The organism is Niallia endozanthoxylica (assembly GCF_008710145.1).
Lineage (GTDB): Bacteria > Bacillota > Bacilli > Bacillales > Cytobacillaceae > Bacillus_BD > Bacillus_BD endozanthoxylica.
Genome location: NZ_VYKL01000053.1, coordinates 1 through 26,924 on the forward strand (window position 1 = coordinate 1; position 26,924 = coordinate 26,924).

Genomic DNA, 26,924 nt, shown 5'->3' on the forward strand with positions numbered 1-26,924 from the left:
CCCCCTCTCAGAATCACGCTCCCATTCTGACAGCTTTTCCGAGTTTAGGACTCACTCTGTCAGAATCACCCCCTCTAGCCTAAAACTTTTTTGCTCACTTGGTCCTTTAAAGGAGTCATACACCGACGGCGACTGTCACTTCATTACAAAAAGAGCGGAAACCCATTGGCTCCCGCTCCTTCTCTTTCTTATGCTGTTACGATTCTGTTAATGCAGGCTTTCCTGCTTCGATTAGTACTTGATTTCGGCCTAGGAATAACGCTAGTACGATAATGAATATTCCGGTTCCTACTAGCAGCCATTCGATTGGGATGAAATCGGCAATGGGACCAAAAATAAGCATTCCAAGCGGCATCATGGAGGTTGAAATCATTCCCATTACACCAAAAACCCTGCCTAAATAATCCTCTTCCACTTTCTCCTGTAATAAAACCGTAGCGGGTGTATTGAATATGGGCATAGCCACACCAAATAAAGCCATGAACACTAAATAGATCCAGAAAATAGGAATTACTCCAAGTGCAAAGGTACAAATTCCCATGATTACACTTGCAAACCCTAATGTTTTCATTTTATTTGGGAAGCCTCCCCAGGAAGCAATGATTCCCCCGCCTACCATCATACCAACGGAAAAGGCAATTTCGATAGCCGTTAACCGCCATACATCATCACCAAAGCTGCGCGTTACCTGCAGCGGCGTCAAAAAGGCCGCAGGTGCCATCAAGACAAAAAAGACAGCAAAAAACAAGAAAAACTTTTTCAAAAATTCGTGGTTATTCACATATTGCAACCCTTGTTTAAAGTCGCTCCAATAGCTTGTCGTTTGTTTTTCCAATGCCTTTTCATGTGGGGAGATTTTCAAAAAGGCAAGCAGTGTAAAGATGGCAATCGCTGCTGTAATGACATCAATAAAGAGAATCACTTCTATCGATGCCATCGCAAGCAGAGCGGCACTGACCATTGGTGATACGAACATGATAACAGCTTGAATACTTCCGTTTGCTCCGTTTACCTTGGTCAGCTGATCCTTCGGGACAATTTGCGGTAAAATTGCTCCTACTGCCGGCGTTTGAATGCCTGTTCCAAAGGCACGAATGGCAGCCATAACAAAAAATAGCCAAATGGCTTCATATCCCATTAAGAAGAGAATCGCCAAGATCAGTGTCGCAATGGCAATCAGACTGTCTGCTAAAATAATCAGCATTTTTCGGTTATAGCGATCAGCCCAAACCCCTGCAACAGGTGACAGAATAAAAGTGGGAATAAACCCGCAAAGGATATACAACGTCATCATTAAACCAGATTCTGTCGTTAGCGTGATATGCCACATAATAGCGTATTGAACCAATGATGATCCAAAAAGCGAGATCGTCTGGCTGCTTAAAAAGAGAATAATATTCCGTAACCAATTCTCTTTGAGATTATTTTCTACTGTATTCATGAATTAACAACCCATTTCTAAAAGACTTATTGTGCTTCACTCCTCATCCAGAAACATCGTATTGCTCTATTACTATTTTATTTTTAAAGACAACAAAAAAAGAGGGAACCCTCGTCCCCTCTTTTAAATAACCGTTAAATGCAGGTTTCCTTAAAAATAGACAGACCAATCCCGTTGCTCTGAACATAGGCAGAGCCTTCAAACGTATTCAATTCACGTATGAAGTTTGGAATCGCAATCTGATTGATGCTGTCAAAGGAAAAACCTCCATTTCATTATTGATGGTATTATCATAGCAAAAGCATGGGATGAATTCAATAACTAACAACAGGAACCCAGTTAAAATGTCCGACAGAAATCTCGAAAAGCTATTTTTTTAAAAGCGTAAAATCCCTATTCAGGGACGACTTCTTTAGTCTTTTTGTCCTTCTAAGATACTCGAGATCTGAACGATTATCGTAGGAAAGCTGGATATGAAAATAGTTAATATACTCCAATACAGCAAAAAGATAAATAAAACACGAAAGTGAAAGTCCATCGATTGGCAGAGCTGAATTCCACCTCATGAAGTCTGCCGCAAAAGCAAAAGGCGTAAGGATAATCAGGACAAGATTCAACCTTTTCAAATTCCAAAAAAGCTCGACTACCTTCTTAGGCGTTACAGATAGATTCTCCTTTTTTAACCGCCTCCATTTCGAAAACCAGTAGTAACTTCCTTGCACCAACAGAAACTCTAAAAACAAAAAAGAAGCCCAAAACGAAAGGAGTGAATATAAATGAAGTCCCGGATAGGCTCGATCCACCATCATACTGACAAAAATAAACATAACCGCTGCTGTTAACTCTCCCGAAAATAAAAAAGAAAATCTTTTCTCTAAAGACTTTCTCATAGTCATCCCCCTCACTTTCCCGGACCTCGCATGTTTCATCACGCCATTCTACCAATTGCATTATGCTAATTTTCCAATCTTTCTATCATTCTAACATAACTTCTAAGAAGAGGGCCTCCTCGTCATTTTTTAGTGCCCAATAATTTTTCAATTTATTCTTGCAATTTTAATTGATAACGATTATCATTATTGATGAGAATGATTATCATTCCAGATAGACCTTCAATGTATCATCCTATCCAATCCAATATAAAACGTTTACTTGAGAGGAGAATATTTATGTCTAAAATGATTATGATTTATGCTTCAATGACTGGAAATACTGAGGAAATGGCCCATGCGATTGCTGATGGAATACGAGAATCTGGTAAAGAAGTAGAAATCCTCGATATCTTTGATAATCCAGATGCTTCCATCCTTATGGATTACGAAGGAATTTTACTTGGCAGCTATACATGGGGAGAAGGCGATTTACCAGATGAGTTTTTAGACTTTTATGAGGAAATGGATCAGCTTGATTTATCAGGGAAAAAAGCTTTTGTATTTGGTTCTGGAGATACGGTCTATGATGATTTTGCCGGTGCCGTTGATCGATTAATCGAAAAGCTGCAGGAACGCGGAGCTGAAGTCGTCCTTGAAGGATTGAAAGTGGATACAAGCCCGCAGCCGGAAGATATTGAGAAATGCAAACAGTGCGGAAGCGAGTTTGTCGCCTCTTTAAACCAAAACGAAAAAGTATCAAATAACTAAGTTAACTGGAGGATTATTCTAATGAAAAGGAAGAACCATCTGATTTCTATCAAAACCCTAACCGACAACCATTTAGAATCTTTCATAAGCTGCCATAATAAATTTTATCATCAATATATATTAAGAAAGAATAGCGGTGAGGTTCAATGGAGACAGATGGTTCAATTCTCTGTTCATAAAATCATCCTTAATTATTATCGTTTGCCCCTAAAAGAACAAAATGAACCTAATTTGTTGAAGCTAATTGAACAATATCGCGAATACATTCACCCCAAATTATTCGAGAATAAAGTTCACTATTATCGTACGTTGGCCAAAATAACAGAGCATCTGATATTATTTTTAACAACGAATAGGCACGTTGGACCGCCCTTATTTTTATACGAAAAACTCCAAGTGGCTGTTAAAGAACTTAACACAAACCTTTCTTTAACCATTGATATGGGAGCATGGGTGAACCATTCTTTTGTCATTAAGAAATTCTTGCTTGATGCCGATGAAAGGACGGTTTCTTTATATAAGTACCTATTGGTTGTATTTTCGAAAAATGCCTTCGGCGTTCTTCCAGATCAGATTGAACTATTGTCCCTAGCCGATGGCAGCCGTCATATCATTACCCCAACTGAACAAGATGCTGTCAACGGATTAAAGTATCTAGAATGGCTGAAGAATCATATTCAAAAACCAGAATATTATCAAAAACAGAATTGTCACCATTGCTCGGAATGTATATTTAACAAGGAATGTGACAGTTCAACCTTTCAAAATGAAAACAGAACGGATTGTCTAAAGGCATCATTGAAATCCGTTCTGCATTAGAGTGACAGCGCTTTTTTAGGGCATGGATTGATCAATAAATCCATGCCCTTCATACTGTTCATTTCTCCCATTTATGATTATGCTATTCTGTACGAACCTTTTTATGAAAAAGATCATAGAGAATCCCACTTAAACCGACTGCAAGTATCGTTAGACTATAAAAGTTAACATCACCTGAAAAAATATAATATCCGCCTATTCCTGTAATGAAATAACTGACTGCATTAGCCAAAAATCGTTTCAACTCCATCATCCCCCTTTACATCCTTTTCTACAAAAAAATGCGTTAATCCTTTGAGGACCAACGCATTTTTTTCATTTTCGGACTTTCTTAGCTGTAAATACGTGACGCTTAATTGACTGCACTGGCCTTCACTTCGCCCATAGGTTTTGTTTGCTGTTTCCAGAATAACGTTAAAGTAATTCCAATGGCCAGTACGACCGTTGCAAAATAATAAGGATAATTAATATCGATATCAAATAAGATCCCCCCAAGAATGGGGCCGCTAATGTTCGCTAAACTTGTAAACATCGAGTTCATTCCGCCAACAAACCCTTGTTCATTCCCAGCTTTTTTCGAAAGATAATTCGTAACAGCCGGCCGGAATAAATCGAAACCGACAAACACGAGAAACGTAACCAATAAAATAGAGACATAAGATTGAACAACGGTCATCAGATAGACAAGTATCCCTGATAAAAGCAAGCTGTACCGAATCAGTTTAATTTCGCCCCAAATTCTAGTCAGCTTATCAAAGAGTATTACTTGTGTGATGGCGCCAATAATGGCACCTCCTGTAATAACAATAGCTATGTCAGATGGTGTAAACTTAAATTTATGGTCCACAAATAGACTAAAAAACGATTCAAAGGCGGCCAAACCGAACGAGGCAATAAAGATTAAAATAAACGCAATGAAATACTTCGGTTCAAATACGCGACCGAAGCCATTTTTACCGTCTGAAGAGGATTCAAAAGGTTCTGCTGCACGATCCGGCTCAGATAAAAGAATAATCGTTAGAATCGCAGCGGTAGTACCAAGTGCTCCTGCAAAGAAGAACGGTACTCGTGTTCCAAACTCCGCTAAAAACCCGCCAATACCCGGGCCAACGATAAATCCTGTACTAATGGCAGCTGACATATAGCCTAAAGCTTTTGGGCGAGTATCCAAGGTTGTAATATCAGCAATAAAGGCCGTAACAGCCGGCATAATAAAGGCAGCACTTACCCCGCCCAACATACGAGAAAGAAAGAGCATTTCGATTTCTTTCCCAAGCCCAAATAATAATTCTGACAGGCCAAAGATAAACAAACCTAGAACAATCATAATTTTTCTTCCAAACCTATCTACTGCTTTTCCTGCAAATGGCGAAACAATCAATTGCGCAAAGGCAAAAGCAGCGGTCAGATAACCAACTGTCGTACCAGTTATACCCAACTCATTCATCAGCGTAGGTAAGACAGGAATGACAAGACCAATTCCCAAAAAAGCGATGAATAAATTCATTAATAATAATCCTAAGGTGATTTTATAATTCTTCATAATGATATTCTCCTTAACAAAACGAATGACCTGAAACAGCATTTGATTTCTTTACTGTTTTTATCCTAGTGTATATAGTAACAATATAGTCAAGGGTGAAGAGGGATAAAAATGAACGAAAAAAATGTAAAATATTTAACTACAGGTGAATTCGCAAAGCTTTGCAAAGTAAATAAACAGACCCTCTTTTATTATGATCAAATTGGTCTGCTGTCTCCGGTATTTAAAAATGAAAAAGGCTATCGTTATTATTCAATCAACCAAATAGAGTTATTCTATGTGATTGATTTATTAAAGGATCTTGGAATGTCGCTTAATGATATTCAACAATACACACAAAATAAATCGCCTGAAAGCTTTTTAACATTAATGTATCAGAAAAAAGAAGAAATCGTGAAAAAGCGCCAAGAAATGGAAATGAAGGAAAAACTGATTGAAACGAAAATAGCCATAATGGAAGAAGCCTCACAGATTGACTTTCATCAAATAACACTTGAACATTTGCCGGAAGCGACCCTTTATCTAAGCCGAAACATTGAAAACATTACTGATGAGGAATTTGTAGAGGTGATCTCAGAATTTATTGAGGAATTGAACGAATCACAGCTTGATACAGGCTACCCAATAGGCGGCATTACGAAACGGGAACAAGTATTAAAGGGGGAATTCTCTAAATACAGCTATTTATACATGGAACAGCCACACCCCAAAGTGGGATATCCGTATTTCCAAGCTGTAAAAGGCGATTTTCTCATTGGCTATCATATGGGAGAGGATAAAACCATCCACCATACATATAAGAAGCTCTTTGCAGAGATGGAACGTTTACATTTAGCTTTAGGAGATTATGTTTTTGAAGAATATATTTACGATACCGTTGTCATGAATCAAAAAGAACAGTATGTGACTAAAATTATGATACAGGTCATTCAAGAGAATCAGCAATAAATAGGAGTTACTTTTTTATGATTACTATTATTATATTTAGTAATACAAAAAGCGGCTATTGAAATTCCCAAATGGCCGCTTTTAGTTTCCTTCAAATCAATCTATAATAGGGGATTGCCATACATGTATCTAACGTTTTTTAAACAAGTCTTGCAAAGCTGCATCAAGTGTTGGATACAGAAATTCAAATCCTTCCTCCATTAGCACCTTTGGTATGACCTTTTGACCTTCAAGAACGAGCGTGCTTTTTTGTCCTAGCACCCATTTCATGGCAAAGGAAGGAACAGGCAGCCAATGCGGCCTTTTTAATACGATACCAATGGTTCTGCCGAAATCTCTCATTCTTAACGGTGAAGGAGCTGTTACATTTACTGGTCCGCGTAGATGATCATTTTTAACCGCAAATAGGATTGATCTGGCAACATCCATAACGTGAACCCATGACACCCACTGATCACCTGAACCGACTGTCCCGCCAACGAATAATTTATAGGGTAATGCCATCAAAGGAAGTGCGCCTCCATCATTGCCTAGTACCACTCCGAATCTCATAAAGGCCGTACGTACGCCATGCTTTTCCACTTGTTTCGCTTTATTCTCCCAATCCCTTACCGTCCTGCCCAAAAAATCATTTGCAGCATCCGTTGACCCTTCATTATATTCAGCATTGGGTGATGCAGGATAAATACCGATTGCACTTGCATTAATAAAGGTAGATGGTTTATGGGGCAATGCTTCAATGATTCTTAATAACTCATCGGTGGCTTCCATCCGGCTGTTATAGATTTGCTTTTGATGTTTCATATTCCATCTGCCATCGTTAATCGAAACACCCGCTAAGTTTATAAAGGCATCCACATGGTCTAATTCCTTTTCTGGCGCTGCACCATCCTGAAGCCACACGACATATGATACGCCATTTGCTGAAACCTTTTCCTTCCTTGTCAGAATCACCACTTCATGCCCTTCCTCTAGTAGAAGGTCAGTTAATTTCTTCCCGATAAATCCCGAACCGCCAGCTATGACTATTCTCACCATTTCACCCCTGTCGTCTAATTCTTCAATACTCAAGCCTATATCTCTAGTAAAAAACAGCCGCTTTGTTCCAGCATCTTATTTGTTTGTTTAAAACATATCTCTTCACATGTTCTACTATTCCATGTTTTTGCTTCATTTTTACTTAACGGCCTAGAAAGAATAAATCTTTTATGCAAAATGTCTTCAAAATGGCTCCTATATTCACCTCTAACCAAAAAAGACGTTAGAAACATTGATATATCACCAATTTAATAGATTGCAGTTTATTTAATCAAGGTGTATTTTTCCAATTATTTTAAATTATTCTATATTAGTTCTTACGATGAATACAATATTTCTTAACTAGCGCATTGAAAAAAGAACTTCGAATAAGAAAAACATAGGGAGAAAATCTGCCTATGTTTTCATTCATATTATTTATCTGTTTGTTTTTGCTTCTTTTTCAAATACTCCGCACGCATTTTTTCAAGTTGCTGCTTTTTATCAAATTTGGCAGGCGTCTGTTTTTCATGAAACTTCGTCACTGCTGCCTGACCTTTGTAATCCAATTGATATTTTCCCACTTTGTTCACCTACTTTTCTTGTCTTTAAAGAGAACTATTCAACAAATATAATATACCTTATTTTACTGAATTAAATCTTATTACTTTATTAGTGTACTGCTAACTTTTCATATATCAGTAAAAACAGTAAAAACTTAGCAAAATAATTCATCGCCAAATAATATTCATTTCATTGCTATAATCTAAATAAAATGCCATGACACTCTGCATAAGCTCAGCAAAAAATGGGGTTCCTCCATGTAACCGTAGCTCTAGTAAGTTTCCTCATCGATTGTATAGGCTCCGTTTTTAAGTGTTTGTGCGATGAAAACCAATAAATCTGTGATGCTGTGCGCAATAACATATTTGACCGTTTCATCTCATCCAAAATTTATCACCTATCCATAAATTCCGTTTGGATTAGAATCCAAATCGATTCCTAAATAGTTCCCCCCATTTTAAAATAAAACGCCAAAAGCACGATGAGAGCCTCATCCTCTTCGTGCTTTTTTGTGCTAAATTCTATTGCTTGCTTATTCATATCTTAGTGCATCAATTGGGCTAAGTTTCGCTGCTTTGTTGGCTGGAAGAATGCCAAAAATAATGCCAATAAACGCGGAAAAACCTACACCGATGATGACAACAAGCGGACTGACCGTTGCCGTAATGGGAGAGAAGGTCGAAATCAGCATCGCCCCTATCATCGCTAACCCGATACCAATTAGACCTCCTACTAATGTTAATGTCATCGATTCAATGAGAAACTGTAATAAGATTCGGCCTCTTGTCGCACCAATTGCTTTCCTGATACCAATTTCCCTTGTTCTTTCGGTCACGGAAACCAACATAATATTCATCACGCCAATTCCTCCGACCAATAAAGAGATTCCGGCGATGCTGCCAATAAACAAAGTCATTAATGTAATAACCGTATCGACTTCTTTTTCATATTCAGAAAAGTCATTGATTGTATACATCCCATCTTCCAGTTTCTTCTGCGCAGTCAGTGCCTCAGCAGCATTTCTTCCTGTTTCAGAAATCTTCTCTGGATCGCTTGCCACAACAGCTAATCTTTCAATCTCTCGATTCCCAAACATCATCGAAATCACCGTTCGCGGCATTAACATTTCACCGAACTCATTATAGCGGTACTGCTCTGGAATGGGCGATTCATACACACCGACTAATTTATAAGGATTCCCATTTACGTCAACAATCTCACCGATGATGTTTGCCTCATTCTTGAAAAACTTGTCCCTTGCCACCGTATCAATCATCAACACACGGTTCATCCCATCAAGATCCTGCCTATTGATGGCCCTTCCTTCAACCATTTGAATATCTTTGGCAGAAAAAAACTCAGGTCCGACTCCTGTAATCTCCATATCACCCTGCTGGTCATTGTAGACCATCGGACCCCAGCCTTGATTCGTGGCAATGACGGCCTTTACACCCGGTACCGCAGAAAGTGCTGCTACATCCTCTGAGGTTAATTCAGGCTCCACCCAATACATCTCAGATTCTTCTTCACCTTCGGCAGGCATAGGCTGATAAAAAATATCTACCGCATTTTGCTCCGTACTAAACAGCTCTTCTGTCATTTTCGTTTTTGCTCCTTGGCCAATGGCAACAATGATAATAACAGCTGCCACTCCAATAATGACACCCAGCATCGTTAAGATGGAACGAACCTTATGCTTCCAAATCGAGTATAGTGCCAATTGAAAACTTTCCGCTAGACTCATCTTTCTCTCCTCCGGTCATCTGTAATCACACCGTCCTTTAGAGTAATGACCCTATCGGTATAGGCTGCAATTTCTTCCTCGTGGGTAACGATAATGACCGTTTTCCCTTCTTGATTCAGCTGTATAAAAAGCTCCATAATCTGTTTGCTTGTCTTTGAATCAAGTGCACCTGTCGGCTCGTCCGCCAAAATAATCGCTGGATTATTCACAAGCGCCCGGGCAATGGCCACCCGCTGCTTTTGTCCGCCGGATAATTCATTAGGTAAATGCTTCAATCGATCCTCTAATCCAACCTTTGCAAGCATCCTTTCCGCTCGCTCTTTTCTCTCACGCTTCGGGACGCCTGCATAGATAAGAGGAGATTCTACATTTCTTAGTACCGTAAGTCTCGGCAGCAGAAAGAATTGTTGGAAAACAAATCCGATATGTTCATTTCTTAACTTTGTCAGCTTGTTTTCCTTTTCGGTTCCAATACTTTCTCCATTTAATTCGTACGTACCAGAAGAAGGGTAATCCAAAAATCCAATAATATTCATTAAAGTTGATTTCCCCGAGCCTGATGGTCCCATGATTGCAACAAATTCTCCGTCTTCTATTGTTAAATCAATCCCATGCAAGACAGGAACAGCTAGTGAGCCCTTTCCATACACCTTTGTAATCTCACTTAATTTCATCAAAAGAAGTCACTTCCATTCCATCATGCATTCCTTCATATGGCTCAACTACAACAAGCTCGTTCTTGTTCACACCTTCTGTTATTTGAATGAATTCATCATTCATGGAACCTGTCTGGACTTCGCGTCTCGCAAGCTTTCCTTCATTAAGAACATAAACCACAGCCACGCCGCCCTCATCTAAAATCGCAGTATGCGGGACAATTGGCTGTTTTTCTGTCCCAACAATTTTTACCTCCAAAGAAACATGGAAGCCTTGGCGAAGCTCTGATGTATCATCTGTAATCGCAACCTTGAACGGATACATTGTGACATTGCCTCCGCCTGATGCATCCATCATTTCTCCGCCGGCACCTTCTTCCGTTGGAAATTGGGAAACAGATTCCACAACCCCGTTCCATTCACGATCCTTATACACCTTTGGCCTGATAACGACAGCTTGTCCCGGCTGAATCTTCACCGCATCAAATTCACTCATCGTCCCAATGACCTTATATGGACTATTTGAAATAATATGTACCACAGGCTCCGAGGCACCTGTCTCTGTTTTTGCAATGTTTTGGTTCACTTTCACAACGATGCCGTCTATTTTACTAACAACAGTCATGTCCTTTTTACGGTTCGCCGCTTCATTGATCCGCTCTTGAGCCGAAGATACTTCCGATTTCGTGCTTTCATATTGAAGCTCCAATTGCACCTTCTCTTTTGTCAGTTGATTGACATCTGCCCCTTCCCCTGAGGCTTCACCCGATGGATTCTTTTTGGCTGCTTCCATTTGTTTATTCAACTCTGCGATTTGGGCCTCTTCTGCTTTGGCTCTTTTTTGAATTAAATCTCTTTCACGTACAGCTCCATTATATTCAACATCTAGTTTAGAAGAATCATATAAAAATAAAGGCTCACCGGCTTTTACCGTTTGGTTCTCCGCCACTTTATATTCGATAATTTCTCCCTTATCAGGCTCTATGAATACCTTTTGTTCGCCTTCAGGTACAATCTTGCCCGTTACAAGGATGGTCTCGGTCAACACTTCTTCTGCTGCCTTTTGAACTTTTATTCCCATTTCCTGATTTTCTGTACTTGCCATATCTGCCTGATTACCCCTTGCAAAAAAGATAACAATCGCAGCAATGGCAGCGAGTCCAACGACAGACGCAATTGCTATCCATACGGTTTTTTTCTTCACATTTAAACCCTCCCACATCTCATTTCAAGCTGCCAGAACTCCGTACGAACCATCAAATGTATAGATGTTCTAAGGAAGCCCAGCTGCTTGAAATTTCCAAAAAGTCATCCTTTGACCATTATATCTATTAATCTAGGTAAAATCCTCATAATCCAACAATCTTTTCTCTTTTTTTACATTATCTGCTAATATATATATCCAATTTACTAAATCAACACAGGAATTCTTGTTCTATCATGTACGAGTAGTGAACATGGTTCCTCTGCTAGATATTTGACTCATCCGTGTGAAAAGGACATATATAGATTCAAGGAATCTTTCTACCTTACTTCGAACCATTTATCTTCTGTTTTCATACAGTCAAAGGAACTTCTCATCTCCTTGTCCAAGGAAAATCTCTTGTCTATCTATCTCACAAAAAAACCGCTGCATCCTGTGCAGGAGCAACGGTTTGTTGTGAGGTTAACTTACTTTTCTCTTACTAGACTTTTGTGCTAGTTTATAATGATTTTCGAAAAAGTCATTTGTTTCATTCACGACTACTTTACTTAATAATAATAAGGCTACTAAATTTGGGATCATCATCAATGCGTTTGCCATATCTGCAAATGCCCATACAGTTGTTAAGCTAGTAATTGCACCAATTCCTGTAGCCAAGATATAAACCAGGCGGTAGCCTAGTATTCCCTTTGAACCAACTAAATACTCGAAACATTTTTCACCATATACATACCAGCCAACGATTGTAGAGAAACCGAAGAAAATGATGGAAATAGCAACAATATATTCACCGGCAATCCCAAGGTTTGCGGCAAATGCAGCTGTTGTCAGTTCGCCGCCATCAAGTCCAACAGGATGCGGTACACCTGAAATCGCCCCGCCTGTCGGGTCCCAGAACCCAGAGAAAATCAGAACGAGTCCCGTCATGGTACATACAATCAGTGTGACAATAAAAGTACCTGTCATAGCGACTAACGCTTGTTTAACCGGGTGGTCTGCTTTTGCATTACCAGCGATAAGGGCGGCTGTACCCAAACCCGCTTCATTTGAGAAAATACCGCGGGCCACCCCGTTACGAATCGCGTCTGAAACTAAAATACCAACAAATCCGCCTGTTGCAGCCAGCGGGTTAAACGCATAATAGAATATTAGTTTGAAAGCAGGGATAATTTGATCGATGTTAAGCCCGATAATGATTAATGATCCGCCAATATACAGGATCGCCATAATCGGTACGAGAAAGCTAGCTACATCACTAATTCTTTGAATACCGCCTATGATGATCAAACCAGCTAAAACAGCGAGCACAATACCTGTAATTAAATGGTCAATGCCGAAAGAAGATTTCATGACAGCAGCTATTGTATTGGACTGTACACTGTTACCAATGCCTAGTGCTGCAAAGGCACCGAAAAAGGCAAAGGCAACCGCCAACCATTTGAACTTTCGACCAAGACCCCTTTCAACATAGTACATAGGTCCGCTTGAATATTCCCCATTTTCATTTTTCACACGATATTTCATGGCAAGAAGTGCTTCTGCATACTTTGTTGCCATTCCAATTAAACCAACAACCCACATCCAGAAGATGGCACCTGGGCCTCCAACCGTAATGCCCGTCGCCACTCCGGCAATATTCCCATTACCGATTGTTCCAGCTAATGCCGTCATCAATGCTTTAAAGTTACTAACATCACCCTCAGCATTCTTATCCTCTTCAGATTCCCTTGTAAAACCTAATTTAAAAGCATAACCTAACCTTCTAAATTGAAGTCCTTTAAGCATAACGGTTAAAAGCAGTCCGGTACCGAAAAGAAGGATTAAACTTGGTGTCCCCCATAAGACGCCATTCACTTTGTTCAGCACTGCAAGTATTTCCATTTGATAACACCTCTCTGTTGCTGGAATAAAAGCAAGATTCGGCAGCGCTTATAACTATGTTAAAATAACAAATAAATAAAATGAAAATTAGATTAATTGAAGAAATATTAATCTATTTATTATTTCTATTGCTTTACAAATATAATTTATTTCAATTATTTTCGCAACCCTATATTAATAGAAATGAATCAGCCTAATTTTAAGAGACGTACTCCATGATCTTTTAACCATGACATTATACTTTGGGTACAAATAATCACCTTAAAATAAAAAAGAGTTCTGTAGAATATTATCTTTCTGCAGAACTCTCCTTATTTATCATTCTTCGTATACTAAAAAAAGTGCCTGTCTCTTTGCCCCTTTATTTTTATAGTTTTTTACATTTTTTTATAATTTATAACTCGGTTGAGGGACCCGTACCCGTGTACCACTTTTTATTTAATCGAGGCGTATACATGACAAGGAAGCCTGATCTCCCAATGGTATAGATAATGAAAGCGAGCCATAGACCATGATTATGCCAGATGGGTGTTACAATGATTTGTGTAATAACATAGACAATCATCGCGTAAAACATTGAATTTCGAACGGGAGCGATTTCTGTTGCTCCTGTAAAGACACCGTAGATAACAAGGCCGAAACATGCGGCAAATGGGTAAATGATAAGCCATGTTCCATACTCAATTGATAGGTCGATTACACCAGGTAAATTAGTAAAGAGACCAATAATTTGTTCCTGAAATATCCCATATACAGAGGCAATGACAAAAGCATTGATCACCGACCATTGCCTTGATAGGGTGAGCGTTTTTTTATATAATTCTTTGTCGTTTGATCCAACCGCTTTGCCGACAAGAATACTGGAGGCATTGGCAAATCCATCGAATAAATAGGCCATTATGTAATGAATTTGAAACAATACCGCGTTTGCCGCTAGAAGTTCTGTCCCAAATGAAGCACCTTTTGCTGTAAACATATTAATCACGACTAATAAACAAATCGTTCGAATAAACAAATCCTTATTTACATTAAACATCTTTTTCAGAGACTGCGTATCGATCAGTTCTTGAATGGATGGAAATTTCCATTTAAAAGGTGATGCCTTTACAACAATGAGCAATCCTGCAATGAAAGCTGTTATTTCTGCAATCAAAGTGGCCGCTGCGACCCCTTTTACAGCAAAAGAAAAGACATGGACAAAAAGAATTGCCAATATCATGTTCAAAACATTCATTAACACTTGTAAACTTAAAGATTCTTTAATCTTAGCCATCCCCATTAACCAGCCAAGAATCACGTAATTCATTAATGTAAAGGGTGCTCCCCAAATACGAATTCGAAAATATTCAGCCGCAAATTGACTCACATCAGAATCAGGGGAAATCAATAGGAGAGCTGCATGTTCAATCGGCCATTGGAAGAGGATAAAACAGATCCCTACAATCACAGCTAATACAAATGGACGAGACAAAGCAAGTACCCCTTGCACTGAATCACTTGCCCCGCTCGCTTGTGCAGCAAACGCAGAGGTGCTGACCCGTAAAAATCCGAACACCCAGTACAATGTATTAAAAATAAGGCTCCCCACTGCAACTCCTCCAATATAAGCTGGATCGGGAAGCTGCCCGACCACTGCAGTATCCACAGCGCCTAATAAGGGTGTTGTCATGGTGGAGATGGTTAGGGGAATCGCCAAGGCAAGATACGCACGATGATTCATCAGATTGGTCTCCTTTTTTCATTTCAAATCATAACAATAGCCCCGATTATATAAATGAAATCGAGGCAGGCAATATAAACACTTTTACACTTACGTATGTCTAACCGTACGAAAACGCGGATGCTCGGCAAGGATGGAATCTCTCATCCCTTGTGCGACTGGATGTTTTGAAGTAAAAAACTGATTCTTTGCTTCATAAAGCTCGACTAGTTCTCCTTTTTCGAGTACACCAATGGAATCACTAATCGTATAGGCAGCTTTAATATCATGGGTAATAAAGAGATACGACAACCCATATTCTTCCTTTAACTCTTTTAATAATGCTAGAATAAGTGTTTGATTCACCATATCTAGACTGCTGACTGATTCGTCTAAGACAATCAGCTTTGGCTTGAGCGAAATGGCTCTGGCAATATTAATTCTCTGCAGTTGACCGCCGCTAAATTGATGAGGGTATTTTTTTAAGTCCTTTTCACTTAGCCCTACTCTTTCCAATAATTCAATAATGGTCCGTTTTTGCTCAGCCTCAGTTAGCTTTTCATAGTTTTCCAGCGGCTCTGCTATAATCCGTTCAGCCGTCATTCGGGGGTTGACCGATGAATAGGAATCCTGAAAGACCACCTGAAGATCCCGGCGAATTTTTTGGCGGACATGCTTATCAGCGGCATAGATATCATATCCTTGAAACAGTACTTGACCAAATTGCGGCCGCTCCAAACCAAGAATCACTTTTCCTAAAGTACTTTTTCCAGCTCCGCTTGTACCAAGCATTCCTAGGCAGGTTCCTTCCTCAATAGAGAGAGAAATGTTGTTTAGTACTTTCTTAGATCGGTCTTTCCAGTTAAAAAACGTTCGGGATCCGTAGCTATGAGTTACTTCATTTACTTGTAATAAACTCATTTTTTCACCCCTTTAGTCAAGCCAAGTGGACGGCAGTTTCATCTAAATGCATGATTGAACGTGCATTTAATAGTTTTTTCGTATACTCATGCTGCGGATGATCAAATAGTTGGAACACATCCGCTTTTTCTACAATTCTACCCTTCTCCATAACCACTACATGATCTGCCATTTCTGCAATGACACCGAGATCATGGGAGATTAATAAAATGGCTGAACCATATTCTGAGCGAACTTTATCCAAGTGGTACAGTACGTTCTTCTGATTATTTACATCAAGCGCGGTGGTTGGTTCATCCGCAATAATAACGGCCGGATGCAGGCATGAAGCTATAGCAATCATCACCCGTTGAAGCATCCCCCCACTCAATTGAAAAGGATAACATCTTAATAGCTTAACTGGATCTGATAAATTCACATGATGCATCGCTTCTACAGCCAGCTCTGTTGCTTGTTTTTTATTCCATTTTGTATGAGAACGGATTGTCTCAATAAATTGATGGCCAATTGTAAAAACAGGCGTAAAAGCATTCATCGGATTTTGCATAATAAAGGCGATATCCTTGCCGCGGACCTCCCGCATGTCTTTCTCTCGTAATCCGTTCAATTCGCGTCCTTGTAATAGGATACTCCCTTCAATCGTTGTCGTTTTCCGGTTGAGAAGCTGAAGAATCGACATACTCGTAACGGTTTTGCCGCATCCGCTTTCCCCAACAAGACCCAGTACCTCCCCGCGATTTAGTTCAAAATGAATATCTTCCACAAGCGTAGCGGCACCATTTTTCGTTTTTACCTGTACCTGTAAATCTCTCACTTGTAACACATTCGACTGTTCTGTACCCAACATTCTCATTCCTTTTTTAAGATCGACGTTTGACACCGTAACGTTCGGATAACGCTTCGCCCAATAAATTAAAGGTCACAATGACGAGCATAATCATCAAACCTGGATAAAGCATTAATTCTGGATTCGTTCGAATATATGACTTTCCTTCATGAATCATTGCTCCCCATTCAGGTGTAGGCGGCTGTACTCCTAACCCAAGAAACGACATCGCGGAGATATCCATGATGGCCCAGCCCATTTCTAATGTACCCATGACGACGAGCGGCGGGAGCACATTTGGGACAATATGATTTCGAATAATCTTCCACTGAGAGGAGCCGCTTATTTTCGCCGCTGCAATAAAGTTTTGTTCTTTTAGACTAAGAACCATTCCTCGGAACATTCTTGCATAATAGACCCATTGCACAAGCATCAAGGCTAGGATAACTTGCGGAAGTCCAGGACCGAAGATACCAACCAGACCAAGAATGAGGATAAGGCTTGGAAAGGCCATCACACCGTCACAAAATCTCATCAATGCCTGATCCACCCATCCGCCTTTATAGCCGGCAAAGGTTCCAATGAGTAAACCAATCGTTAAGGATGAAATGAAAATGAGCATGGCAAAGCCTAATGAAATTCGTCCTCCATATAGAATGCGTGATAGATTACATCTTCCTAGATGGTCGGTTCCTAAAGGAAATTCCCAGGATGGAGACTGCAGCTTATAAGCTAAATTGACCGCAATCGGATCATTGGGTGCGATCCAGGGAGCAAATAATGTTACGATAAAAAGAATACCTAAAATGATGGAACAGATGGGAATGACTTTTTGACTAATGAATATTTTACGCATACTAGTTATCATCGCTGATGCCCTTCTTTCCTGGAAATACGCGGATCAATATACATTTGAATCAGATCAACTAGTAGATTGCTAAATATATATAAACTAGCTGCTATTAGTACATAGCATTGAATGACCGGTATATCACGATGAAAAATCGCTTCAATAAAGTAACGTCCAAATCCAGGCCAAGAAAAAACCGTCTCCACAATAATCGTTCCAGTCAATAGCTTCCCAAGATTCATCCCCAGTCCAGTAATCATCGGAGATATAGCGATTCTTAAGACATGCTTAGCCATAATAATGGTTTCTTTCATCCCTCTGGTCCGAGCAAATAGCACATAAGGCTCCTCTATATTTTCAAGGATGCTCGCACGCAGCAATCTTGTGTACATTGCGATTAAAGGAAGAGCCAGCGTAATAGAGGGTAGAACAAGATGCTGCCATGTCCCAATCCCTTCTACCGGGAAAAGATCCAATTTTACAGAAAAGAAAAAGATTAATAAATACCCCAGCCAAAAAGAGGGAATAGATGCACCAAAAAAAGAGAGTATACGGCTAAAATGATCAATCGCGCTATTTTTCTTTATACCTGCCAGAAATCCTAAAGGGACACTGACAAGCACCGCTAGGAACAAACTTCCTAATGCGAGCTGGAGTGTCGCTGGAATTCGGTAGCTCACCTCATCCCAAACGGGCTTATTAGTAAGATAAGATATGCCAAAATCAAGTTGGCATATCTTCATAATAGAGTTTACATATTGAATATAAAATGGTTGATCTAAACCAAACTCATGTCTTTTCTGGGCTAAAATCTCATCGGTCGGTTCGATATGAGCGGCTGTTAAATAGGCCTCAGCCGGATCCACCGGTGAAAGGTGGATCATCCCAGTTGTTAGAAGAGCGGCCAAAAGAAAAACCGGTATAATGGACATCACTCGTTTGATTATATAAGTGCCCATGGTAACCTCCTGCTGCTTACTGCTTGATGCTGATTCCTGTGAATGGATTTTCGTCCCGATTAGCAGCGAAATTGAAAGTAGTGACATCCTTTTGATAAATAGCTATTTTCTTAATATATGAAATAGGAACAATAGCGCCCTGATCCTGCAGTGATGTTAAAACAGATGTGTAAAGCTGTTGACGCTCCATTTCATCTGTTGTCTGCGGAATCCGTGCGATTTGCTGCAGTATTTCCGCTTTGTTCGGATACGCTGAAATGGCTTCATTAAATCCAAATCCTTCTTTTGCTACAATGTTGATAAATGTATGCGGATCATACGGCGCACCGTAGTTACTAAAGAAGTTAATATCAAACTTATTCTCTTTAAATCTTTGAACTTGAACCGCAAGCTCTACCCCAACAATATTTAATTTAACACCAATGGCTGCCCACTCTGATTGCAGCGTTTCTGCCATTGTTTTTTGAATGGATTCGGCTGAATCGTACATCATCTCAATTTCAAGCGGCTGTCCATCTTTTTCACGAATGGTTTTCCCTTTAGGAAGTTTCCAGCCTGCTTCGTCTAATAACGCTTCTGCTTTTTTTACATCGTAATCAATGGACTTCACATCAATATCAGAAGTGTAAGGTAAGTTTGTTGGTAAAATAAACTCTGCTGCTTCTTCAAATCCAGACGTGATTCCCTTTACCATCGCTTCTTTATTAAATCCGTAATGTAACGCTTGACGAACACGTTCATCCGAAAGCTGTTCCTTATTTGTATTCATGACAAGCTGTCTCGTTGCAACTGGCTCAGAAATGCTAGTTTCATATTTATCTGTTGATTCCAATTGTTTGAAGGCGTCTAAACTGATAACCCCTTCTCCATAAATTAAATCCAGCTCGCCTTTTTCAAACGCCAGCACTCTCGTTTCTGCATCAGGAACGACCTTCACCTGAATTTTTTCTACTTCTGGAAGTTCTCCCCAATAATTTTCATTTCGTTTGAAAATCGCATATTCATCTGCTTTATGTTCTTCTAAAATCCACGGACCTGTACCGACTGATTCCACGACCCCTTTAGACGTATCACCATCTTCAGGGAATCCAGCTTCACCTAAGAAACGAACGGGACGAACAACTGCAAGCTCCTGAATGGTTGGATAATAGGCTTCGGTTAATGTCATTTTAAACGTATATTCGTCGATAACCTCTGTACTTTGTATTTTCGAAAGGAACCCCAGCCAACCATGTAATTCCATATGATTTAAAACTGTATCAAAATTCTTTTTCACAATTTCTGCATTAAAGCTTGTTCCATCAGAAAACTTTACGTCTTGACGCAGATGAAATGTATATTCTTTTCCATCGGTTGAAATTTCCCAAGACTCAGCTAGATGCGGTTTCAGCTCTCCCCCATCTCCATAGCTTACCAACGGTTCATACACCATCGATTGGGCAAATAATTGCGACGGATTATACACATGCGGATTCATTTCTCCTACATCCCTAGGCCAAGCAATTGTAAGCATGTTATCATGAACAGCTTTTGACGTTGAATCATCCTTGCTGGCATCTGTACAACCAAGTAACAGTGTTGATAAGATAAGAATAAATACGGATATTGTTAAAATATTTCTACGCTTTTTCCCATAAAACATCCTGTTGTTTCCTCCCTGACGATACTGATAATCATTTTCAATTGTAATTAGAAAGTGCTGTGTTGTCAATTGATTTTCTAGAATTTTCATAATATCAGAATATTAAAACATTAATAGCGGAGTGACAGGTTCATTGGCTCGGTTGAAACAAATAAAGGAGAGTTCTGTAGAAGTTTATATTTCTGCAGAACTCTCCTTGTTAATTTATATCATTCTTATTCCTCATATACTTGGGCGCGGTTGCCTTTGTTCCCTTGTCCCGTTGGCGACCGATTTTTTGAAGATTACTCCTTTTCGGGCTCCTATCAGCCTTATTAGCGGAAATCAACTTCCAACAGTTGTATTGCCGCAGAAGAATGATTATGATTGGTTCTTAACTTCTTGATTTTTTTAATCATTTTCTTTGTTTCATAATTCTTCTTTTCTAAAGTTTCCCCGATTTCCGCTGCTTTCATTTTAAAAGACTGAAGATCGATATCATTAATTGTTCGTATTTCTACTGTACCTTTTATTTCTTCCCTTATTTTTTCTTCCTGCTCTTTTACTGCCTGGATTTCCACTTTTGCAGCTGCCTTTGCAGCCTTCATAATCACTCTTCTTTGTTTCCTTGTTAAACTAGAAAATTTCTCTCCATTCATTAACAAGAAGCGTGTAGTATAAGAGTGGCCGGTCTCCGTAATATATTTTCCATGATTACTACTATGATGATTTTGTTGAACAAAGTAAGGATAAGCATTTTCGGCAAAGTCAATGGTTTTATCATCAAGCCCCTTCTTGACTTCACCCCAAGGGGCAGAATTTGTATAGGCATTAAGACTTGAAATATATTTTGCCATAACACCTCTCGTTTGGGTTCTTACAGTCATTCCTGCCAAATCTTCCGGTCTATTAATATGTCTTTTACCATAAAAGTGTCTGATTCCTGCAGAAAAATACCCTAAGACATGCAGCTTATTATTTGATTCTTTTTTGATTAGGGAAGAAACGTATTTTCCCACTTTACCATCTACCGCTTTTTCCCAATGTTCATAGCTATCAAATAGATAAGGTAAAGCCAAAAATTCAAGTTCCTCAAACAGGTACTTCCTTGATACCACATCTGGTGATACGACAATCATATCAATCTTGCCTCTTTGAAGTTTGGATAATAACTTAACTTCATCCGATATTGTATCTCCCGTAATAATCTCCACGTGTATTCCTTTTGAGGCATTTTCTATTACTTCTTCAAATGCCTTAAGTCCTAAATGATAAGGGTTTTTTTCATCCGTTTGGTTATGTCCAATAGTGAGTTGAATATCTTTGCGAAATAGACCAAATTTCTCTAACAGCTTCTCCCTCAGTTTCCTTTTTTGTTGTATAAGGCGGTTAAGCATAGGATTTGTTGCCCAAATATTTTTATCTTTTGTAAAGCATGTAAATTGATCTTCAAGTGACTCTTGATAATCAGTGAAAAATTCTATCGAACGATGGATATTATCAAATGCATCCGTAGATTTTTCTAATATTTCTTTCTTATATTCTTCAAGATCTTTATTAAGTAAAAAATTATAAACATGATCAAGCTGTTCTAATAGATATTCCACCTCTACATAGATGTGGCCGTCTAACCTTGCTGCTTCAGTCCTTATTTTGATACTATAATGATCTTTAATATGTTTAAGAGCTTTACATTTGTCTACTTCTTTTGGATCCTTAATAGCCGTTTTAAATTTGTTAAGAAAAATTCCAGTTAGGTTTTTTACCTTTTCAATGGCTTCAATTTTTTGAGGAAAGTCTTGAATAAATTCTTTCTCTAATTCTTTATTATATGACCTCTGAAAAGACTGGTCTGAGTGTTTGATAGTTAAATATACCCCTATTAGTGTTAAAAAACCTCCTAAAATGGCTCCGGTATAGGCTAATGTATCATTATCTACGTCTTCTACCTTGACATTCAGCAACAAAACCATTAGTTTCGGGACAAAAATCATACTCCCAATAATAACAATGAAACCAAATAAATACATAAGACTGAACTTTTCTGTTAATTTCGTTTTCATGGTAATCTCAACTTTCTAAAAAAATTTTCTATCATTCTTTGAGTAGCGTGTGCCTATCACACCATATAAAATCCTGTTATTTCCTGTAATTCCATTTCAATCCGAGAAATTAAATATTCAAATTAAGCAAATTATCTCAAGTTTTTTTCTATTATAACATAGGATAAAAGACGATAGCACCATTCAAATCTCATACAATGGCCCTACAATGTAATTCTTCATATATTGAGGCGCGGGACCTGCTCCTCTGTACTAGTTTCTTCTATATTTTATCCTCTGCTTTCTACTAAAAACTTTTTCTATCAATCTAGAGATTTTTTCTATTTTGATAGTACCTACAATGTTATAATATATAATATAATTATTCCGAATAGTAAATCGCATTACTTCTATGCGGAACATCTGAAAATTTTTCCCGAGGTAGATACCATGACAATGTCTATTGAAAACAAATCGATTCTGCAATCTGTTCAAAATGGATTGCAAATATTAAAACTATTTTCTAAGGAGAATTCAATTTTAGGGATAACGGACATTTCAAGAGAACTAGAACTGCCGAAAAGCACTGTCAGCCGGTTAATCAATGACCTCATGAGTGAGGGCTATTTGAGAAAAGTCGGAAGAAAATATACCGTAGGCTTATCGATTTTAGGATTAACAGGTGTAATCATGTCCCAACTGGAAATACACAGGGAAGCATTCGATCCTTTGAAGTGCTTAGTAAGTAAATTGAATGAAAATGCACATGTATCCACACTTGATGGAACACATCTCATTTATATCCTAAAAGTAGAATCCAAACAGACCATTCGCTTGCTTTCACATGTCGGCCAGCATCGTCCACCTACTTGTTCAGCTCCCGGAAAACTCTTATTAGCTTTCCAGCCTAAAGAAATCGTAGACCAAGTTATTCAAGCAGGGCTGCCAAAAAGAGGACCAAACAGTGTAACCGACCCTAAAGTGTTGTTACAACAGTTAAAACAAATTAGACAAGATGAATACTGTGTTTGTATTGATGAAATGCACGAGGATGTTATCGCTATTGCGGCACCAATCAAGGATTATACAGGTAAAATTATAGCCTCCGTCAGCGTCGCTGCTCCTAAACTTCGAATGGGTGAGGATTTCATTCCACAATGTGTCGAGGAGATTATCAAAACGGGCAAGAAAATTTCAGCAAAACTTGGTTACATCGAATCATTACAATGTGAAGGAGAACGTTAAGATGGGCAGCAATGAAAAGAGTTCTGTTTCTTCCATGGTCAATGCTCTTAAACTATTAAATTTGTTTACAATGGATGAACCGGAATGGATTTTAACAGATTTAGCTGATGAACTGGATGTTGGAGTCAGTACCGTCTACCGGCTTACCAATACATTAATGCATGAAGGTTTTATTGTGAGGGACCCTGTTACAAAAAACTTTCGTTTAGCTTCATCCATATTAGAAATGGGTCACTATGTTATCACTTCCTTTGACATCTGCGAAATCTCCCCTCCTATTCTGGAAAAATTAGTCCAAGATACTGGGGAAACCGTTCATCTTTCTATTTTAGAAGGAAATAAATCCATATATTTACAGATGTTTGAATGCTCAAACTATGTAAATGTACGTACACACGTTGGAAAAAAATATCCGGCCCATTGCTCAAGTACTGGACAAATCATTCTGGCTTATCAGTCTGAGGCAGATATTAATCGTGTGATTGCACAAGGTTTACCATTATACTCTCCTAAATCTGCTACGATTACGGATCCCATCCAATTTAAAGAACGTTTGGCTTTGATCAAGAAGCGGGGATATTCATTTAACAAGGATGAAATGAACGTGGGCGTTTCAGCCATTGCAGCACCAGTTAAATCTCCTTCGGGGAAGGTTGACTATTGTATCAGCATTGCCGGGCCTAATTCAAGAATTAACGCCAATAATGCACCTACGCTAATCAAATACGTGACGAAGGCCGCTGATGAGTTGTCAGAGAAATTAAAGTGTGGAGTTAAATAATACCGCAGTGCTTTGTTTAATTTTAAAAAACAGCTGCCCTGAGAGGGGGACAATCTCTCAGGACAGCTGTTTTTCTATGTTATGTAAAAAACTTGCGGAGAATGATTCTTTGGAGGGTGCTTGTTTAATGGGGAATACAGGCACAGAAAATGAAATCTCCGCAAGATTATAACATCTTTAATTGAATCAAAAAGCTTTTTGCATGCCTCCCTCACCTTTAGAAGTAGAGGACTTCTGCTGAATGAGGTAAAAGGATTATTTTACATATTCTTCTTGAGTATGATCTTTTGACCCGGCAATCTTTGCTGGCTCAAATGTAATAAGCGGGTTCCAGCTTCCTGAAGATTGAGCATCGGCATAATATACCGGTGTACAATCTTTGTCGATGAACGCAAATAACATAGCCAAGTGACGACCGCCTGCTTCTACTTTAGCCATACTCGAGAATTGAGGAAGCATGTTGTACGCTGCTTCATAATCTTTTTTCATAACTAAATCAACAAACTCTTTATTAAGAGCATGTTCAGATAATGTCGGCATATGATGTCTGCCGCGCACGAGATTATGAGCCAATGCGCCGCTGGCTACGAATACAGCCTTCTTATCAGACTCTTTTAATACTTTGGCAATGACCTGGCCCCATTGATAGGTTTCTTCAAGGCTGGCACATAATGTAACGGATAGATTAATTACTGGTATATCACCATTTGGAACTAAATAGCGTAAAGGAACAAGTGTGCCATAATCCCATTCGAAAGATAAATCATGCACGCCTTCAACAGACATACCCGCACTTTTTCCTGCCTGTACCAATTGGTTGGCTAATTCTTCATCACCTGGGTAATGGTATGGAACCTCGCTAATAAGATTTGCCGCTTCCTGGGCAGTCAGGCTCCCTTTATGAACCGGATTACAGTCAACATAGTGCTCAAAAGTAGTCGGCCAGTGGCAGGAAACTAACACAAGCACATCTGGACGAATGTCAGCAATTTGTTTAGAAACTTGTTTTAATCCATCCACAATCCCCTGTTGAAAGTCCGGTGCGTTTTCCTCATGGCAAATGCTTGGAACGTGCGGTACAACCATGCTTAATTCAATCGTCATTCTTTATTCCTCCTGTTTCTATGAAAACATCATTTTTTTATGTAGATTTGATTGGTAGCGTTTACTATTTTAATTTTTTTAAGCTGAAAGATGCCGGGCGCCATCTAGTTTGTTTATCATTCTATTTCACGGCATACTCTAGTAAAGTTTGTGCCCCTTTTTCACTTATTTCCTTTGGCGGCCATACGCATAAATCAAATGGATAATCGGATCCCCCAACGACGCGGTCTTCACCCACTGCTTTGACAAGATTGTCAACGCTGGCTTCATTCCACAGTACGGTGTCATACCAGAACCGTTTTAAGTATTCGGAAGGTGGCGCCTGAAGATTGGAAGAAACCAGCTTCCATTGCTCATACCCTTTATCTAATCGGCCAATTTGATATGGCAGGAATCCTCCGCCGTGTGCAAATAGGATTTTGACATCTGGGTATTGATCAATCATTCCGCTTAACAGAATATCCGTGGCACAAACCGTTGTTTCCCAAGGAACTCCAACCAGGTTCGGCATCATTCTTCTCTTTAAGCGGGGGTCTTCGCATAACAATGGGTGAATGAAAAGAATCGTCTTCAATCGATTAGCTTCTTCAAAAAACGGCTTAAAGAAGTCATCCGATAGCATATGCTGGCCAATTCCTGGTCCAATAATCGCTCCTTTTAATCCAATATTCATCGCTTCACGTAATACTTCAGCGGCTTTATTCGGATGTGCGAGCGGAACCGTTCCTACGGCAGATAATTTATCTGGAGTTTGTTTCGTTAATTGAGAAAGTGAGTGATTATAGACTCTAGACATCTCCGTTGTGATTTCTACTGGGAAATCATATAAAAACAGCTGCGGAATTGGTGAAATCATAGAGTGTGAAACACCGATGTTTTCCTGCTCCTTCATATAAAGGTCATAGTTGATAAACGGCTGTTTTAACTCGAATCCCCATTTACCATTGATAAAAAGAAAGTCTTCTTTACTAGGATCTTTTTTAATCCATTCTGCATGAACCGCGTTTTTATTCTCTTCAAGCCAGTTCAATACTTCGTTTGGAATAAAATGAGTGTGAAAATCATGCACGCTCGGGTCACTCCTTCTTAAGACAAGTGGATATAGCTTTTTATTTAAAACTAAAAATTACAATTTTTCAGTTTCTAACCTTAGTATTATAATAATATTTAATTTATTCTGTATACAAGACTATATTTACTCTATGCGGAACAAAGAATTAATTTAACGACTTTATTTACCTTATATATAGTTTTAACCCATATCAAGCATATGCCTGACATAAAGTGAAACTTCCATCAGTGGGGGTTTTTCCTCATCGCCCACTGATGGTTAGTTGAGGCCCACAGGATGTGGGTCACACAGACGTTGCCACAAATGTGGCGTTCTTAGTCTGTGATTCCACGAATGGACCTTTACGG

At 39.0% G+C, this 26,924-nt stretch carries 24 protein-coding genes; 5 read left to right on the plus strand and 19 right to left on the minus strand.

Annotation, left to right across the window (positions count from 1 at the left end):
- Positions 1-196: 196 nt before the first annotated feature.
- Positions 197-1,441 (minus strand): MFS transporter, encoded by a 1,245-nt coding sequence (locus F4V44_RS24855; RefSeq protein WP_150442702.1) that lies wholly within the window; start codon positions 1,439-1,441, stop codon positions 197-199.
- Between the two features lie 368 nt (positions 1,442-1,809).
- Positions 1,810-2,331, minus strand: a complete 522-nt coding sequence (locus tag F4V44_RS24860; RefSeq protein ID WP_150442703.1) for a general stress protein — start codon at positions 2,329-2,331, stop codon at positions 1,810-1,812.
- Between the two features lie 279 nt (positions 2,332-2,610).
- Between F4V44_RS24860 and F4V44_RS24865 the strand changes: the two genes are divergently transcribed.
- Together F4V44_RS24865 and F4V44_RS24870 are read left to right on the plus strand one after the other, a co-directional pair.
- Complete coding sequence (locus F4V44_RS24865; protein ID WP_150442704.1) at positions 2,611-3,081, plus strand: flavodoxin; 471 nt, start codon at positions 2,611-2,613, stop codon at positions 3,079-3,081.
- A 21-nt stretch (positions 3,082-3,102) separates the two neighbouring features.
- A complete protein-coding gene (locus F4V44_RS24870; RefSeq protein ID WP_150442705.1) occupies positions 3,103-3,900 on the plus strand; it encodes a hypothetical protein in 798 nt (265 codons plus the stop codon).
- Positions 3,901-3,982: 82 nt separating this feature from the next.
- Here F4V44_RS24870 and F4V44_RS27660 read toward each other — a convergent pair whose 3' ends face one another.
- Positions 3,983-4,144, minus strand: a complete 162-nt coding sequence (locus F4V44_RS27660) for a hypothetical protein (protein ID WP_191090855.1) — start codon at positions 4,142-4,144, stop codon at positions 3,983-3,985.
- Positions 4,145-4,252: 108 nt separating this feature from the next.
- Complete coding sequence (locus F4V44_RS24875; RefSeq protein WP_150442706.1) at positions 4,253-5,443, minus strand: MFS transporter; 1,191 nt, start codon at positions 5,441-5,443, stop codon at positions 4,253-4,255.
- A 111-nt stretch (positions 5,444-5,554) separates the two neighbouring features.
- On the opposite strand from F4V44_RS24875, the gene F4V44_RS24880 reads away from it, so the two are divergent.
- Positions 5,555-6,391 (plus strand): MerR family transcriptional regulator, encoded by an 837-nt coding sequence (locus tag F4V44_RS24880; protein ID WP_150442707.1) that lies wholly within the window; start codon positions 5,555-5,557, stop codon positions 6,389-6,391.
- Positions 6,392-6,520: 129 nt separating this feature from the next.
- On the opposite strand, the gene F4V44_RS24885 is transcribed toward F4V44_RS24880, so the two are convergent.
- From F4V44_RS24885 to F4V44_RS24940, 13 genes are all read right to left on the minus strand, one after another.
- A complete protein-coding gene (locus F4V44_RS24885; protein ID WP_150442720.1) occupies positions 6,521-7,426 on the minus strand; it encodes a TIGR01777 family oxidoreductase in 906 nt (301 codons plus the stop codon).
- 416 nt (positions 7,427-7,842) lie between these two features.
- Positions 7,843-7,992 (minus strand): hypothetical protein, encoded by a 150-nt coding sequence (locus F4V44_RS27665; protein ID WP_191090856.1) that lies wholly within the window; start codon positions 7,990-7,992, stop codon positions 7,843-7,845.
- A 512-nt stretch (positions 7,993-8,504) separates the two neighbouring features.
- Entirely contained in the window at positions 8,505-9,716 is a 1,212-nt protein-coding gene (locus tag F4V44_RS24890; RefSeq protein ID WP_150442708.1) for an ABC transporter permease, read from the minus strand.
- The gene (locus F4V44_RS24895) at positions 9,713-10,393 is read right to left on the minus strand and encodes an ABC transporter ATP-binding protein (protein ID WP_150442709.1); all 681 of its coding nucleotides are present in this window, start codon (positions 10,391-10,393) and stop codon (positions 9,713-9,715) included. Before F4V44_RS24895 ends, F4V44_RS24890 begins: the two co-directional genes overlap by 4 nt.
- Positions 10,377-11,576, minus strand: a complete 1,200-nt coding sequence (locus tag F4V44_RS24900) for an efflux RND transporter periplasmic adaptor subunit (RefSeq protein ID WP_150442710.1) — start codon at positions 11,574-11,576, stop codon at positions 10,377-10,379. Before F4V44_RS24900 ends, F4V44_RS24895 begins: the two co-directional genes overlap by 17 nt.
- 462 nt (positions 11,577-12,038) lie before the next feature.
- Positions 12,039-13,457, minus strand: coding sequence for an alanine/glycine:cation symporter family protein (locus F4V44_RS24905; RefSeq protein ID WP_191090858.1), 1,419 nt, complete (start codon positions 13,455-13,457; stop codon positions 12,039-12,041).
- 394 nt (positions 13,458-13,851) lie between these two features.
- The gene (locus F4V44_RS24910) at positions 13,852-15,177 is read right to left on the minus strand and encodes an MATE family efflux transporter (protein ID WP_150442711.1); all 1,326 of its coding nucleotides are present in this window, start codon (positions 15,175-15,177) and stop codon (positions 13,852-13,854) included.
- A gap of 90 nt (positions 15,178-15,267) precedes the next feature.
- Entirely contained in the window at positions 15,268-16,077 is an 810-nt protein-coding gene (nikE, locus tag F4V44_RS24915; protein WP_150442712.1) for a nickel import ATP-binding protein NikE, read from the minus strand.
- Positions 16,078-16,093: 16 nt separating this feature from the next.
- Positions 16,094-16,921 (minus strand): nickel import ATP-binding protein NikD, encoded by an 828-nt coding sequence (gene nikD / locus F4V44_RS24920; RefSeq protein WP_150442722.1) that lies wholly within the window; start codon positions 16,919-16,921, stop codon positions 16,094-16,096.
- A 16-nt stretch (positions 16,922-16,937) separates the two neighbouring features.
- Positions 16,938-17,771, minus strand: coding sequence for a nickel ABC transporter permease subunit NikC (gene nikC / locus F4V44_RS24925; RefSeq protein ID WP_150442713.1), 834 nt, complete (start codon positions 17,769-17,771; stop codon positions 16,938-16,940).
- Complete coding sequence (gene nikB / locus F4V44_RS24930) at positions 17,768-18,712, minus strand: nickel ABC transporter permease subunit NikB (RefSeq protein WP_150442714.1); 945 nt, start codon at positions 18,710-18,712, stop codon at positions 17,768-17,770. The genes nikC and nikB overlap by 4 nt, the downstream gene beginning before the upstream one ends.
- A gap of 16 nt (positions 18,713-18,728) precedes the next feature.
- Positions 18,729-20,354 carry a nickel ABC transporter substrate-binding protein gene (nikA, locus tag F4V44_RS24935; protein ID WP_150442715.1) on the minus strand — a complete coding sequence of 542 codons (1,626 nt, stop codon included), beginning with the start codon at positions 20,352-20,354 and terminating at the stop codon, positions 18,729-18,731.
- 314 nt (positions 20,355-20,668) lie between these two features.
- A complete protein-coding gene (locus F4V44_RS24940; protein ID WP_150442716.1) occupies positions 20,669-22,396 on the minus strand; it encodes a TRAP transporter substrate-binding protein in 1,728 nt (575 codons plus the stop codon).
- 429 nt (positions 22,397-22,825) lie between these two features.
- Between F4V44_RS24940 and F4V44_RS24945 the strand changes: the two genes are divergently transcribed.
- Positions 22,826-23,620 carry an IclR family transcriptional regulator gene (locus F4V44_RS24945; protein WP_223882034.1) on the plus strand — a complete coding sequence of 265 codons (795 nt, stop codon included), beginning with the start codon at positions 22,826-22,828 and terminating at the stop codon, positions 23,618-23,620.
- Between the two features lies 1 nt (position 23,621).
- Positions 23,622-24,401 carry an IclR family transcriptional regulator gene (locus F4V44_RS24950; RefSeq protein WP_150442717.1) on the plus strand — a complete coding sequence of 260 codons (780 nt, stop codon included), beginning with the start codon at positions 23,622-23,624 and terminating at the stop codon, positions 24,399-24,401.
- Between the two features lie 255 nt (positions 24,402-24,656).
- Here F4V44_RS24950 and F4V44_RS24955 read toward each other — a convergent pair whose 3' ends face one another.
- Positions 24,657-25,505, minus strand: a complete 849-nt coding sequence (locus F4V44_RS24955) for a DODA-type extradiol aromatic ring-opening family dioxygenase (protein WP_150442718.1) — start codon at positions 25,503-25,505, stop codon at positions 24,657-24,659.
- A 121-nt stretch (positions 25,506-25,626) separates the two neighbouring features.
- A complete protein-coding gene (locus F4V44_RS24960; RefSeq protein ID WP_150442719.1) occupies positions 25,627-26,574 on the minus strand; it encodes an amidohydrolase family protein in 948 nt (315 codons plus the stop codon).
- Positions 26,575-26,924 lie beyond the last annotated feature (350 nt).

What these genes read in the sequence shown, in the direction of transcription:
- F4V44_RS24855 (WP_150442702.1), bottom strand. Translation starts at nt 1,441, where the DNA reads ATGAATACAGTAGAAAATAATCTCAAAGAGAATTGGTTACGGAATATT.
- F4V44_RS24860 (WP_150442703.1), bottom strand. Translation starts at nt 2,331, where the DNA reads ATGAGAAAGTCTTTAGAGAAAAGATTTTCTTTTTTATTTTCGGGAGAG.
- F4V44_RS24865 (WP_150442704.1), top strand. Translation starts at nt 2,611, where the DNA reads ATGTCTAAAATGATTATGATTTATGCTTCAATGACTGGAAATACTGAG.
- F4V44_RS24870 (WP_150442705.1), top strand. Translation starts at nt 3,103, where the DNA reads ATGAAAAGGAAGAACCATCTGATTTCTATCAAAACCCTAACCGACAAC.
- F4V44_RS24875 (WP_150442706.1), bottom strand. Translation starts at nt 5,443, where the DNA reads ATGAAGAATTATAAAATCACCTTAGGATTATTATTAATGAATTTATTC.
- F4V44_RS24880 (WP_150442707.1), top strand. Translation starts at nt 5,555, where the DNA reads ATGAACGAAAAAAATGTAAAATATTTAACTACAGGTGAATTCGCAAAG.
- F4V44_RS24890 (WP_150442708.1), bottom strand. Translation starts at nt 9,716, where the DNA reads ATGAGTCTAGCGGAAAGTTTTCAATTGGCACTATACTCGATTTGGAAG.
- F4V44_RS24905 (WP_191090858.1), bottom strand. Translation starts at nt 13,457, where the DNA reads ATGGAAATACTTGCAGTGCTGAACAAAGTGAATGGCGTCTTATGGGGG.
- F4V44_RS24910 (WP_150442711.1), bottom strand. Translation starts at nt 15,177, where the DNA reads ATGAATCATCGTGCGTATCTTGCCTTGGCGATTCCCCTAACCATCTCC.
- nikE (WP_150442712.1), bottom strand. Translation starts at nt 16,077, where the DNA reads ATGAGTTTATTACAAGTAAATGAAGTAACTCATAGCTACGGATCCCGA.
- nikC (WP_150442713.1), bottom strand. Translation starts at nt 17,771, where the DNA reads ATGATAACTAGTATGCGTAAAATATTCATTAGTCAAAAAGTCATTCCC.
- nikB (WP_150442714.1), bottom strand. Translation starts at nt 18,712, where the DNA reads ATGGGCACTTATATAATCAAACGAGTGATGTCCATTATACCGGTTTTT.
- nikA (WP_150442715.1), bottom strand. Translation starts at nt 20,354, where the DNA reads ATGTTTTATGGGAAAAAGCGTAGAAATATTTTAACAATATCCGTATTT.
- F4V44_RS24940 (WP_150442716.1), bottom strand. Translation starts at nt 22,396, where the DNA reads ATGAAAACGAAATTAACAGAAAAGTTCAGTCTTATGTATTTATTTGGT.
- F4V44_RS24945 (WP_223882034.1), top strand. Translation starts at nt 22,826, where the DNA reads ATGACAATGTCTATTGAAAACAAATCGATTCTGCAATCTGTTCAAAAT.
- F4V44_RS24950 (WP_150442717.1), top strand. Translation starts at nt 23,622, where the DNA reads ATGGGCAGCAATGAAAAGAGTTCTGTTTCTTCCATGGTCAATGCTCTT.
- F4V44_RS24955 (WP_150442718.1), bottom strand. Translation starts at nt 25,505, where the DNA reads ATGACGATTGAATTAAGCATGGTTGTACCGCACGTTCCAAGCATTTGC.